Annotated in this window: 12 protein-coding genes and 1 pseudogene; 11 read left to right on the top strand and 2 right to left on the bottom strand. The window is 64.4% G+C overall.

What is annotated here, in order from left to right:
• The 4 genes and pseudogenes from ACU18_RS19855 to ACU18_RS04470 all read left to right on the top strand — a co-directional run.
• A pseudogene (locus ACU18_RS19855) lies at positions 1-356 on the top strand (vWA domain-containing protein); the annotation flags it as partial.
• Between the two features lie 26 nt (positions 357-382).
• Positions 383-1,096 (top strand): TRAP transporter TatT component family protein, encoded by a 714-nt coding sequence (locus ACU18_RS04480; RefSeq protein WP_231686001.1) that lies wholly within the window; start codon positions 383-385, stop codon positions 1,094-1,096.
• Positions 1,097-1,160: 64 nt separating this feature from the next.
• Positions 1,161-1,856, top strand: a complete 696-nt coding sequence (locus ACU18_RS04475; protein ID WP_050684344.1) for a hypothetical protein — start codon at positions 1,161-1,163, stop codon at positions 1,854-1,856.
• 338 nt (positions 1,857-2,194) lie between these two features.
• The gene (locus ACU18_RS04470; protein ID WP_050684343.1) at positions 2,195-3,139 is read left to right on the top strand and encodes a methylenetetrahydrofolate reductase; all 945 of its coding nucleotides are present in this window, start codon (positions 2,195-2,197) and stop codon (positions 3,137-3,139) included.
• An 83-nt stretch (positions 3,140-3,222) separates the two neighbouring features.
• Here the strand turns inward: ACU18_RS04470 and ACU18_RS04465 are convergent, their stop codons facing one another.
• Complete coding sequence (locus ACU18_RS04465; protein WP_050684342.1) at positions 3,223-3,729, bottom strand: DUF2004 domain-containing protein; 507 nt, start codon at positions 3,727-3,729, stop codon at positions 3,223-3,225.
• A 44-nt stretch (positions 3,730-3,773) separates the two neighbouring features.
• Entirely contained in the window at positions 3,774-4,691 is a 918-nt protein-coding gene (locus tag ACU18_RS04460) for a LysR family transcriptional regulator (protein ID WP_050684341.1), read from the bottom strand.
• Between the two features lie 131 nt (positions 4,692-4,822).
• On the opposite strand from ACU18_RS04460, the gene ACU18_RS04455 reads away from it, so the two are divergent.
• The 7 genes from ACU18_RS04455 (at position 4,823) to nrdF (ending at position 12,747) form a co-directional block, all read left to right on the top strand.
• Complete coding sequence (locus ACU18_RS04455; RefSeq protein WP_050684340.1) at positions 4,823-6,214, top strand: NAD(P)/FAD-dependent oxidoreductase; 1,392 nt, start codon at positions 4,823-4,825, stop codon at positions 6,212-6,214.
• Positions 6,211-6,942 carry a DUF1365 domain-containing protein gene (locus ACU18_RS04450; RefSeq protein WP_050684339.1) on the top strand — a complete coding sequence of 244 codons (732 nt, stop codon included), beginning with the start codon at positions 6,211-6,213 and terminating at the stop codon, positions 6,940-6,942. Before ACU18_RS04455 ends, ACU18_RS04450 begins: the two co-directional genes overlap by 4 nt.
• Complete coding sequence (locus ACU18_RS04445; protein ID WP_082178187.1) at positions 6,939-8,303, top strand: SAM-dependent methyltransferase; 1,365 nt, start codon at positions 6,939-6,941, stop codon at positions 8,301-8,303. Before ACU18_RS04450 ends, ACU18_RS04445 begins: the two co-directional genes overlap by 4 nt.
• A 474-nt stretch (positions 8,304-8,777) precedes the next feature.
• The gene (gene nrdH / locus ACU18_RS04440) at positions 8,778-9,023 is read left to right on the top strand and encodes a glutaredoxin-like protein NrdH (protein WP_050684338.1); all 246 of its coding nucleotides are present in this window, start codon (positions 8,778-8,780) and stop codon (positions 9,021-9,023) included.
• Between the two features lie 37 nt (positions 9,024-9,060).
• On the top strand, positions 9,061-9,510 hold the full coding sequence (nrdI, locus tag ACU18_RS04435) for a class Ib ribonucleoside-diphosphate reductase assembly flavoprotein NrdI (RefSeq protein WP_050684337.1): 450 nt from the start codon (positions 9,061-9,063) through the stop codon (positions 9,508-9,510).
• 50 nt (positions 9,511-9,560) lie between these two features.
• The gene (nrdE, locus tag ACU18_RS04430; RefSeq protein ID WP_050684336.1) at positions 9,561-11,681 is read left to right on the top strand and encodes a class 1b ribonucleoside-diphosphate reductase subunit alpha; all 2,121 of its coding nucleotides are present in this window, start codon (positions 9,561-9,563) and stop codon (positions 11,679-11,681) included.
• A 91-nt stretch (positions 11,682-11,772) separates the two neighbouring features.
• Positions 11,773-12,747, top strand: coding sequence for a class 1b ribonucleoside-diphosphate reductase subunit beta (gene nrdF / locus ACU18_RS04425; RefSeq protein WP_050684335.1), 975 nt, complete (start codon positions 11,773-11,775; stop codon positions 12,745-12,747).
• Positions 12,748-13,009 lie beyond the last annotated feature (262 nt).

Genomic DNA, 13,009 nt, shown 5'->3' with positions numbered 1-13,009 from the left:
AGGGTGGCCGGACCGACTCGGCCGGGACCGCCTATATCCAGGATGGATCGGCGGCGGGCGGCGGCGACGCGGTGTCCCGGATCGACGAGGACGCGCTCCGCTCGATTGCGGACACCCTTGGTGTGCCGTACGTCCACCGCACGCCCGGCGACACTGCGGATGCGCTGCTGCAGGAAGCCAACCCCGGCAGCATGACGGTGGCTGACAGCGCTGGAGGAGAGGTCCCGGACCGCGGGGAGGTGTCCTGGCTGCTGGCGCTGGCTGCCTTTGTGCTGGGCCTGCGGGAACTGGTCCTCTCCGGCCGGCGGCTCCGCGATACGCGGCTGCCCGCCGGCGGGCGAGGGGGCAGGTTATGACGGGACAGGTCTTGAGGAGGCATTCAGTGCGGAGACCGGGGAAGCGGCGCCGGCTGCTGCTGGTTTCCGCGCTTCCTGTCCTGCTGGTGCTGGTCATCGCGGCCAAGCTGGTCAGCGTCAGCCTGATTGCCGATGCCGCCGCCGGGGCGTTCGGCCGCGGGGATTCCGCAGGTGTGTCGTCGGCTGCCCGCGGACTGCTCACCGGTAACGTTATCGAACCCCACAAGGCAGTCTTTGCTGCCGGGGACGGTGAAGTCCTGGCCGGCAACTTCGCGGCCGCCCGGGAACACTTCCAGGCGGCACTGGAGCTGAAACCCGGGCCGGATGAATGCAAGGTCCGCGTCAACCTGGTGCTGGCCACGGAACGCCTCAGCGAAGGCGCTGCCGACCCCGCACAAAAGCACCAACTGCTCACCGAGGCGCTCGCCGCCGTCGAACAGTCCCCGGCAGGGTGTTTCACCGACGCCGGCAACGGCTCCGGGTACAACGACGCCGGCGAGGGCAGCCGGCTGGCCGAAGCCCAAGACCGGCTCAGTGCCGCACTTGCCGCCGGTGACGGGGGCGAAGATGCAGGGGAGGAACCCCAAGGGGAGGAACAACCGGAACAACCGGACGCCTCCCGGCTGCAGCAGCTGGAACAGCAGGCCCGGGACGCGCTGCGGGAGCGGCTGGAGAGCGGCGCACGTAACGAATACCTCGACCGGCCGGACACCGGGCCTGGGGTGGACAGGCCATGGTGAGGCAAATCCCGGCGGTAATCCCGGCCACAGGAAAGCGCCCAGGCGACCGGGCTAGGCTCGGTACATGGGGAAAACAACAACAGCATCTGCACGGAACATCAGTCACGGCCGGGGGCCCGTCTGGCTCACCTTCGTCGCCGCGCTCGCGGCCACCGCCGGATTCTTCGCGTACGGCTGGTCCCTCTATCCCGGCCTGCCGGACATGTCCTTCACGCAGTTCCTTGCCGCGGGCATGACGGTTTTCCTGGCCGGGCTGGCTGCCGTGTCAGTGCGAGCCTTCCCGCCCCGGCCGGAGGCGACTGCCTGGGAACTCCACCGCCGCGAAGGCATGGCCCGCGGCACCATCGCCGCGCTGGGACTCACTTCCCTGGCCCTTGCTGTCACCCTCGGCCTGCAGGGTCCCCAGGGAGGGACCGGACCGGACAGGCCCACAGCGCCCCCGGCTCTCCTCTCCATCCCGCTGTTCCTGCTGGTGGTCATCGGTTCGTACGCTGTTGCCGCCAGGTGGGCTGCCCGCGCCGCTGCGCGGGCAGGTGTTGCCCCCACTGCGCAGGAAGCCGCGGCGGACCGCTTGTGGATCAGCGGCATCATCTACAACAACCCCGAAGATGCGCGCCTGCTGGTGCCGAGGCGGGAGGGGGCAGGTTACGGACTCACCATCAACCTGGGCAACCGCGCAGGCAGGATCTGTGCCATCTGCTTCGTGGCGCTGGTGGTCCTTGTCCCGCTGGCGCTCGGGGTGCTGGCCTGGCAAAGCTGACAGGCCCGCCCCGCCCGCTGGGCGAAGAAAATTCCGGGCCCGGGCTACTCAAGGCGTCAATGTGCGTCTTAATTCGGCGGCAGACTTGAAAGCGCCCCCGCACGCTCATAGAGTCATTACCGAGTTACCCTGGTAACGTGTCAGCGATCCTCCGGTTCGGAGGGTGTGGGTGCCCCCATGTGGGCCTGACATTTGCTCACGGACAACGTCAAAACAGGCTTAACAGTCCCGGCTGTGTTCCTGTGGAGTTTTCCCGTGATCCCCGAACTCAATTCATTGCCGGCAGGTCCCACCCAAAAAATGTGGAACTGCCTCCAATGGCAAAGCCAAGGACGCAAATGTCACCACCAAGCCTTATTGACACACATCCGAACCTCTCCGACGCCGCCCCGGTGGCGCTTTCGTACGAGCTGTTCCCGCCCCGGTCGCCTGCCGCCGCGGAAACTCTTTGGACCACGATCCGTGAGCTGGAGACCACGTCTCCGGACTACGTCTCCGTCACCTACGGTGCCAGTGGCTCCAACCGGGACACCGCCGTCGAACTCATCAACCGCCTCGTGGTTGAAACCACCCTGCGGCCGTTGGCGCACCTGACCTGCGTTGGCAACACGCCGCAGGAACTGGCAGCCATCATCGGCCAGCTCCTGGATACCGGCGTGCGGGGCATCCTTGCCCTGCGCGGCGACCTGCCCAAGGACAGCGGGGCGCCGATCGCCGGTTCGCTGCGCTACGCCCAGGACCTGATCGAACTGATCCGCCGCGTGGAACAGCGCCGGTCCGCGATGCTTTGCGCCGGCAAGATCGCGGTGGGTGTGGCGGCCTACCCCACACGGCACCCCGAGTCGCCCAGTGAAGCCCACGATGTGGAGGTACTGCTGGCCAAGCAGCGTTCCGGCGCCGACTTCGCCATCACGCAGGTCTTCTTCCACACCGCGCAGTACGCGGACCTGCTCACCCGGGCCCGCCGCGCCGGCGTGACCATCCCGATCATCCCCGGCGTGATGCCGCTGACCAGCGTGCGCCGCGTCACCCGCCTTGGCGAGCTGGCCGGCGTCGAACCCGCACCGGAGCTGATGGCGCGGCTCGCTGCCGCGGACAGCGACTCCGAGCGTCGCCGGATCGGTGTCAGCGCCACTATTGACCTGGCGAACGCAGCCCTGGACGCCGGCGCCCCCGGCCTGCACATCTACACCTTCAACGAGCACCAAAGCGCGCTCGAAGTCCTGGACAAGCTTGCGCTGCCCCGGCACTCCCGTAACGGCCTGCTGGCAGACGCAAAGTAGCAATTCTTCGCTGACAGCATAAAAGTACGACGCCGGCCGGTCACCAGGGTGACCGGCCGGCGTCGCTCTCCAATATGGGAGCCTCAGGACTCCCAGAGGATTTCGTCGTCCACCACGCCGTCCTCATCGGCCGAGGCCACAAGGACCTCGTCCGTAAAGTGCTCACCCAGGGTGAAGTCAAGCACGAAGTAGCGTTCCGGCTGCCCGGGGTAGATGGCCACGTGGCCCAGCTTCAGGGCCTTCAGGAAAACGTCGTTGGTGAGCTGGCTGCGTTCCTCCACGCCGAAGACCTTTTGCAGGTGCTCATCCTTAAGCGCATTGCAGTGGAAACGGAGATACTCCTGGGGGCTGGTGCCCTCCTGGCCGAGTTCCTCGGCGATCATGTCGCGGACCTCATCAACGAGCTCGGGCAGGAACCGTAGCCGGTAATCCACCTTGTGCATCGCGGCCTCGTCGAAATGGTCGTGGGCGGTGATGTTGAGGTCAAGTTCCAGGGGATGTCCGCGCAGTTCGTGCTTCGCGGCGAAGTTATGGTCCCTGCCGTGATTGAGCTCGACTTCGCCGAAATGCTGGCTCGCTACCCTGTTCATATTCTCAACATAGACCCGAACAGCGGTGCATTCCAGCATTCGGCCTAATTGACTGCCGTGCGCATTCCGGCGAGGGTTTCCGCCAGCAGGTCCACAAAAAGCTGGACTCGGGCGGTTTTGCTGTCGTTGATCACCAACGCGAAAACGTTGCGGGCCAACCGGATTTCGGGGACGTCCAGCACCACCACGCCTGCCGGCTTGTTCCGCAGCGCGAGTTCGGGGACCAGCGCCGCGCCGAGTCCCGCTGCAGCCATCTCCAGGCTGGCGTGGAAGTCGTCGCTGTGGGCCACCACGCGGGGATGCAGGTTGCAGCCGGCGAAGAGCCGCTCGATCACCATGGCGTCGCTGGTGCCGGGGTGGTGCATGATCCACGGCATCTCGGAGAGGTGGTCTGCAGCCACCTTGGCGTCCGGGCCGAAGCCCCAGCCTGCGGGCAGCACCACCCGGAAGTCGTCGTCACCGATCCACTGCCGGTTGATGGTGTTGGGCCACGCCAGCCCGGTCTGGCCCACCTGGAACACCAGCGCCAGGTCCAGGTCCCCGCCGGTACGCAGGCCCTGGATGGTTTGCCCGGGTTCGGCTACGGAGACTTTGAGGTCAATGCCCAGGTCCTTCCACGCCGGGTTCTTCAGGATCCGGGGGAGGACATAGGTGGCCAGGCTGGGAAAGATGCCCAGCCGCAGTTCCTGGCTGGCGGTGTCCTGGGTTTTGGAGGCGGCGGCCATCAGCGCCCCGATGTCCGTGAGGACCTTCGCGGCATGGCGGGTCATCACGACGGCGGCTTCCGTAGGGATCACGGCCCGCGCCGACCGCTGGAAAAGAACCACGCCGGTATCGCGTTCCAACGCGGACATCTGTTGGGAGACCGCGGAGGCGGTATAGCCCAGGGTTGCCGCCGCCGCCGCGAAAGAGCCGAGGCGCGTGACTTCCAGGAGGGTCTTCAGATGTACCGGATTCACCACCTGCCCACACTACTCTGCCTGCGCCCGGTCAAAAACCGGTCCGTGGTGCGCCCATCCGATCCTGCCGCCGCTTCGAAGTACCCTTTGAAAACACCGGCCCGGCGGGCCAATGTTCAGCAGAGGAGCAGCAGTTGTCACCGAACGCAGCAGTGAGCAGGACCGTGAGGCGCCGCGTAGCAGTGGTGGGAAGCGGAGTGGCAGGACTCACCGCCGCCTACATCCTGAACCGGCACGACGACGTGACCCTCTTCGAGGCCGACTCCCGCCTGGGCGGCCACGCCCACACCCACGACATGCCGCAGCCGGACGGCTCCTTCCTCGGCGTCGACACAGGCTTCATTGTCCACAACGAGCGGACCTATCCCACGCTGCTGCGGCTGTTTGCCGAACTGGGCGTCGAAACCCAGGATTCCGAAATGAGCATGTCCATCCGCTGCGACGGCTGCGGCCTCGAGTACGCCGGTGCCCGCGACGGTGCCAAGGGTATTTTTGCCACCCCGGCCAATCTCTTCCGCGTGCAGTACCTTAAAATGCTCGCCGAGGTGGCCAGGTTCTACCGCAAGGCCCGGATCCTGCTGAAGACCGCGCCAGCCAGCGCCGTGGGTGCCGGCAGCACTTCCGAGTTGACCCTCGGTGAGTTCCTGGCCCGGGAAAAATTCAGCCCCTACTTCATCTCCCACTTTATGACCCCGGTGGTCAGCGCCGTATGGTCCTGCGATCCCACCACGGCCCTGTCCTACCCGGCACGGTACCTGTTCACGTTCCTGGGCCATCACGGCATGTTGGGCGTCAAGGGCTCCCCGCAGTGGCGCACAGTGACCGGAGGCTCCCACCGGTACGTGGAGAAGCTTGCCGCGACGCTCCCTGACATCCGGCTCAACACGGCCATCACGGCCATCCGGCGCATCGCCGATGGTGTGGAGATCGCCACGGACTCCGGCCTGGATGACTTTGACGCCGTGGTCATCGCCACCCACCCCGCCCAGGCGCTGGGTTTCCTGGCCGACGCCACACCGGCCGAAAAAGAGGCGCTGGGCGGCATGCCCTACTCCGTCAACCACACCGTGTTCCATCGCGACCCGGCCGTGCTGCCGGCGGCGGACAACGCCAAGGCGTCCTGGAACTACCGGCTGCCCGCCTGCGATGCCCGCCCGGACAACGTCCTGGTCAGCTACGACATGACCCGCCTGCAGCGGCTGGAGCACGCCGACAGCCGGCCCTACATCGTCAGCCTGGGGGAGTCGGACCTGATCGCACCGGACTCCATCCTGGAACGCATGGTTTACGAGCACCCCCAATACACCCCGGAGTCCCTGAAGGCGCAGCAGGCAATTGCCGCGCTCAGCGATGGCCGGGTGGCGTACGCCGGCGCGTACCTGGGCTGGGGCTTCCATGAAGACGGCGCGCTGTCCGGCCTCCGCGCCGCCGAATCGCTGGGCCGCACGTGGGTCAGCCCGACTGGCAACGTCGACCCTTCCGGTGAAGGGGAGCGCGAACTCCTCGCGGCCGGTGAGCCTGCATGAGTGCCGGGGCGGCCATCTACCGCACCTCGATCGCCCATGTGCGGGAGTCGCCGTTGAAAAACAGGTTCACCTACCGCAGCTACAGCTGGTTTGTGGACGTGGACAACCTTCCCCTCCTGCCGCGCCTGCTACGGCCGCTGGCGGTCTTCAATGCCGGGGACCATCTGGGGGACCCGGCGGAAAGCATCCGGACCAACGTGGAACGCTACCTGCGCACCCAGGGGATGGAGCCCGACGGCGGCGCCATCCGCATGCTGACCAGCGCCAGGGTCTTTGGCCACGTGTTCAACCCGCTCAGCCTCTTCTGGTGCTACCGCTCCACCGGGGAATTGGACTGCGTCATCGCCGAGGTCCACAACACCTACGGCGAACGGCACTGTTACCTCCTGCGGACCGACGCGTCAGGGCGGGCCTCGGTACCCAAGGCCTTCTACGTTTCGCCGTTCAATGACGTGGACGGGCAGTACCGCATGAAGCTGCCGGCGCCGGACGAACGGCTGGCGGTCTCGATCGTCCTGGAACGTGAAGGGCAGCGTCCGTTCGTAGCCACCATGGATGGCCGGCGCAGGCCGGCCACCATCAAAAACATCCTCGCAGCGGCGGTGGCGGTTCCGGCCGCACCGCTGCTGGTATCCGCACTTATCCGGGTACAGGGCATTAAGCTCTGGGCAAGGCGCCTTCCGGTCGTCACCCGGCCACACCACACCTCACAGGAGGCAGTTCAATGACAATGACGGACGATAACGGGACCACCGCAGCTGCGGCAGGGGCCCACGCGGCCACCTCCGGTGCCGCCGCCTGGACCGGAACCGGAGTTCCGGCGTCGCCCGCCACCATCGATCCCGAGATCTGGCCGGGAGTGGCCCAGCCGCCGTCGGGCGCCAAGGCGCTGGTGGCGGGCAAGGCCGCCGGGTTGCTGTTCAAGGGCGCCGTGAAGCGGCTGCCCATCCGGGTTGTCTACCCGGACGGCACCATCCTGGGCACCGGCGGGACCGACGCTCCGGTGCTGACAATGGTCCGGCCGGATGCATTCGAGGCCCGCATCGGGGACAACGGGCTGATCGGACTGGGCGAATCCTTTATGGCCGGCGACTGGGAGGCCAGCGACCTCGCCGGCGTCCTGGAAGTCTTTGCGGCTTCCGTGGACACCCTGATTCCCATGCCGCTGCAGAAACTCCGGACCCTGTACCTGCCCCGCACGCCGCGGCAGGAACGCAACGCCGAGCAGAACACCCGCAGCAACATCTCGCGGCACTACGACCTGTCCAACGACCTGTTCTCGAACTTCCTGGACACCACCATGAGCTACTCCTCGGCGCTGTTCCCGGCCGAGGCAGGCCACCTGGCCACCGTCAACTTCGAGGGGCTGGCGGCCGCGCAGCAGGCCAAGATCGACAGGCTGCTGGACCGGGCGGGCGTTGGTGCCGGGACGCGGCTGCTGGAGATCGGCACGGGCTGGGGTGAACTGGCGCTGCGGGCCGCAGCCCGGGGCGCCACTGTTTACAGCGTGACCCTTTCCATCGAGCAGCAGGCGCTGGCGCAGGACCGTATCGCCGCCGCCGGCTACGCGGACCAGGTCACGGTTGCCCTGCAGGACTACCGCGCCGTGGAGGGCGAGTTTGACGCCGTGGTGTCCGTGGAGATGATCGAGGCAGTGGGCTACGAATACTGGCCCATCTACTTCCAGACCATCGACCGGGTGCTGGCTCCCGGCGGCAAGGTGGCCATCCAGGCCATCACCATGCCGCACGGCCGGATGCTGGCCACCCGCAACGCCTACACCTGGGTGCACAAGTACATCTTCCCGGGCGGCTTCCTGCCGTCCGTGCGGGCCATCGAGAGCGTCACCCAGAAGCACACCACCCTGCGCGTCCGGGAGCGGATGGGCATGGGCGACCACTACGCGGCCACGCTGCGGCTGTGGGAGGAACGGTTTATGGCCCGGTCACGTGAAGTGGGCGAGCTGGGCTTCGACCCGGTCTTTCAGCGCATGTGGCTGTTCTACCTGTGCTACTCCCGGGCCGGCTTCCAGTCGGGTTACCTGGACGTGCAGCAGGTGGTGCTGGACCGCCGGGAGGCGCAGCTCTGACATCCCTGCCCTGACGGCAGTGCCGTTGGTCACCAGGAGGGGTTCCGAATCTCACTTCGGGGCCCCTTTTTGGTGTTTCCGTGCAGTTTTTTTGCCGGCTTGGCATTTGGCGACACGCCGCCAAAACCGCGACACGCACGGGCTTAATTGTGCAGAACTTCATCCACAGGGTGTGGACAGGAGGGCCCGGATCGGCGGATTCCCGGCCAATTAGGGGTGCCGGACCTGTGGATTAAAAGTGCAGGGAATGACATACTTGTAATACATCATCTAGGGGTCGCTGCGGCCGCCCTGCACTAGATGTAGTATCAATTTACGGATCGGGCACCAAGCAGAAACAGCCCGGACTAATGCATACAACGTCCCAGGAAGCAACCGGCGCATCAGCCGGGCCAACCGGGCCGGCATCGGAGACGGACGTCAAAAGACCCGGGCTCCAGCAACGGTAGAAGACTTACAAAGGGGATTGGGAACATGACCGTCACGGTTTACACGAAGCCGGCCTGCGTTCAGTGCAACGCCACTTACCGCGCGCTCGACAAGAAGGGCATTGCCTACGAGAGCGTCGACATTTCCCAGGACGCCGAGGCCCTGGAACGCCTCAAGGCCCTTGGCTACATGCAGGCGCCCGTTGTGGTCACGGACCAGGACCACTGGTCAGGTTTCCGCCCGGACAAGATCGCGGAACTCGCCGAATCGGCAGTTTCGTCCGTAGCCTGATTTTCCCTTTTTCCAGCACTGAACCGAGGTACCTCCCGTGGCTGCATTGACGGTTGAAGCCACCACCACGGACAGCCCGCTGATCTGCTTTTCATCTTCATCAGAGAACACCCTGCGGTTCGTCCGGAAGCTGGGCATGGATTTCGCCCGGCTTCCGTTGTACGCCAGGGATGCACCCCTGCTGGCCACCCGGCCTTTTATCCTGGTCCTTCCCACCTACGGGGGAACCGGGGGTGAAGGCTCCGTGCCCAAGCAGGTCATCCGGTTCCTCAATGAACCCCGGAACAGGGAACTGATCCGCGGCGTCATCGGGGCCGGCAACACCAACTTCGGGGACAACTATTGCCTGGCTGCGGACATCGTGGCCGCCAAGTGCAAAGTGCCCCAACTTTACAGATTTGAACTCATGGGAACACCGGAAGATGTGGCCAGGGTTCACCACGGATTGGAGACGTTTTGGACACGACAGTCACAGACTCAGAGCTAGCCACCGGGGGAGTCGACTCCCTGCCGGCAGCCGCCGTCGACAAAGCCGGAATGCCCGCCGCCTACAAGGGCCTTGGCTATCACGAGCTGAACGCGATGCTGAACCTGTACGGTCCCAACGGCGAAATCCAGTTCGAGGCTGACCGGGAAGCTGCGCACCAGTACTTCCTGCAGCACGTGAACAACAACACGGTGTTCTTCCACGACCTGGAAGAGAAGCTCGAATACCTGGTGAAGAACGAGTACTACGAGCGCGAGACGCTGGACCAGTACACGATGAACTTCATCCGCGACCTGTATAACCGCGCCTACAAAAAGAAGTTCCGCTTTGAGACCTTCCTGGGCGCCTTCAAGTTCTACACCTCGTACACGCTGAAGACCTTTGACGGCAAGCGTTTCCTGGAGCGCTACGAGGACCGTGTCTGCATGGTGGCCCTGCACCTGGCCCGCGGCAACGAACAGCTCGCGCTGCAGATGGTGGATGAGATCATCGAAGGCCGCTTCCAGCCGGCCACCCCCACGTTCCTGAACGCCGGCAAGAAGCAGCGCGGCGAGCTGGTCTCCTGCTTCCTGCTCCGCATCGAAGACAACATGGAGTCGATCGGCCGCTCCATCAACTCGGCACTGCAGCTGTCCAAGCGCGGCGGCGGCGTGGCCTTCGCGCTGACCAACATCCGCGAAGTCGGCGCCCCCATCAAGCAGATCGAGAACCAGTCCTCCGGCGTCATCCCCGTGATGAAGCTCCTCGAGGACAGCTTCTCCTACGCAAACCAGCTCGGTGCCCGCCAGGGTGCCGGCGCCGTTTACCTGCACGCCCACCACCCGGACATCTACCGGTTCCTGGACACCAAGCGGGAGAACGCGGATGAGAAAATCCGCATCAAGACCCTCTCCCTGGGTGTTGTTATCCCGGACATCACGTTCGAGCTGGCCAAGAAGGACGAGGACATGTACCTGTTCTCGCCGTACGACGTCGAAAAGGTCTACGGCATGCCGTTCTCCGACGTCTCGGTCACCGAGAAGTACTACGAGATGGTGGACGATTCCCGGATCAAGAAGACCAAGATCAAGGCGCGCGAGTTCTTCCAGACCCTCGCCGAGATCCAGTTCGAATCCGGCTACCCGTACATCATGTTCGAGGACACCGTGAACCGGGAAAACCCGATCGACGGCAAGATCATCATGTCCAACCTGTGCTCGGAGATCCTCCAGGTTTCACAGCCCACCACGTACCACGATGACCTTTCCTACGACGCCACGGGCAAGGACATCTCCTGCAACCTGGGCTCGCTGAACATTGCCAAGGCCATGGATTCCCCGGACTTCGGCCTGACCATCGAGACGGCCATCCGGTCCCTCTCGGCAGTCTCCGACATGTCCAACATCACCTCGGTGCCCTCCATTGCCCGCGGCAATGACCAGAGCCACGCCATCGGCCTGGGCCAGATGAACCTGCATGGCTACCTGGCGCGGGAACGGGTGCACTACGGCTCCGAAGAGGGCCTGGACTTCACCAACATCTACTTCTATTCCGTGGTGTTCCACGCGGTTCGGGCCTCCAACCTGCTCGCCATTGAGACGGGCCAGACGTTCGGCGGCTTCGAGAAGTCCAAGTACGCGTCCGGTGAGTTCTTCGACAAGTACACCGAGCAGGAATGGGTGCCGCAGACGGCCAAGGTTGCGGAGCTGTTTGACGGCATCCACATCCCCACGCAGGATGACTGGCGCGAGCTGAAGGCTTCCGTCATGGAGCACGGCATCTACAACCAGAACCTGCAGGCCGTCCCTCCCACGGGCTCCATCTCCTACATCAACAACTCCACCTCCTCGATCCACCCGGTGGCGTCCAAGATCGAGATCCGCAAGGAAGGCAAGCTGGGCCGCGTGTACTACCCGGCTCCGTACCTGACCAACGACAACCTGGAGTACTACCAGGATGCGTACGAGCTGGGCTACGAGAAGGTCATCGACACCTACGCCGCGGCAACGCAACACGTGGACCAGGGCCTGTCCCTGACACTGTTCTTCAAGGACACCGCCACCACCCGCGACATCAACAAAGCGCAGATCTACGCATGGCGCAAGGGCATCAAAACCATCTACTACATCCGTCTCCGCCAGCTCGCGCTGGAGGGAACGGAGGTGGACGGCTGCGTCAGCTGCATGCTTTAATCTTCAACTAAACATCGGCAGTACGACGGCGGGCGCCCACCCGCCGTCGTACGCTTTAAGTAAGTACCAACCCAAACTTTTAGGGGATGACATGACCGAAAAGGTCAAGCTGCTCAGCCACGTCGAGGCCATCAACTGGAACCGCATCCAGGACGATAAGGACGTTGACGTTTGGAACCGCCTGGTCAACAACTTCTGGCTGCCGGAGAAGGTGCCGCTGTCCAACGACGTCCAGTCGTGGAACACGCTGACCCCGGCGGAGCAGCAGCTCACCATGCGCGTTTTCACGGGCCTGACCCTGCTGGACACCATCCAGGGCACCGTGGGCGCCGTCTCGCTCATCCCCGACGCGATCACTCCGCATGAAGAAGCCGTGTACACCAACATTGCCTTTATGGAATCGGTGCACGCCAAGAGCTATTCCTCGATCTTCTCCACGCTGGCCTCCACCAAGGAGATCGACGAGGCCTTCCGCTGGTCCACTGAGAACGCCAACCTTCAGAAGAAGGCGCAGATCGTGATGGACTACTATCAGGGCGACGATCCCCTGAAGCGCAAGGTTGCCTCCACGCTGCTGGAGAGCTTCCTGTTCTACTCGGGCTTCTACCTGCCCATGTACTGGTCCTCCCGAGCCAAGCTGACGAACACGGCCGACCTGATCCGCCTGATCATTCGCGATGAGGCCGTGCACGGCTACTACATCGGCTACAAGTTCCAGAAGGGCCTGGAAAAGGTCTCCGAGGAGCGCCGCCAGGAAATCAAGGACTACACCTTCGAACTGCTTTTTGAGCTGTACGAAAACGAAGTCCAGTACACGCACGATCTTTACGACGGTGTTGGCCTGGCCGAGGACGTCAAGAAGTTCCTGCACTACAACGCCAACAAGGCGCTGATGAACCTGGGCTACGAGGCCATGTTCCCGGCCTCCGTCACCGACGTTAACCCGGCCATCCTGTCAGCCCTGTCACCGAACGCTGACGAGAACCACGACTTCTTCTCCGGGTCCGGTTCTTCCTACGTCATTGGCAAGGCCGTCAACACTGAGGATGACGACTGGGACTTCTAATCCGCCGGCTCTCCGGCGCCTGAATGTCCTGAACTGGCCCCGCACGCATCCAACGCGTGCGGGGCCATTTTGTGTCGCTACGAAGCCGTCGTTGGTCCCTGGTGCTCTAATGCGGTGTCCGCTCCGTTGAGGCTGAGTAAGGGCGGAGCCGTCGGAGTTTCTCTTTCCTCACCTTGGTGCGGGTACTCGATCTGGTTACGGGCAAAGACTCGGCGGTAGGTGGCCGTAGTGACAGCGATGTGCCTGGTGGTGGGGGTGCGGT

It is taken from the genome of Arthrobacter sp. ZBG10 (genome assembly GCF_001238605.1).
GTDB lineage: Bacteria > Actinomycetota > Actinomycetes > Actinomycetales > Micrococcaceae > Arthrobacter.
This window is presented reverse-complemented; position numbering and strand designations above follow the sequence as displayed.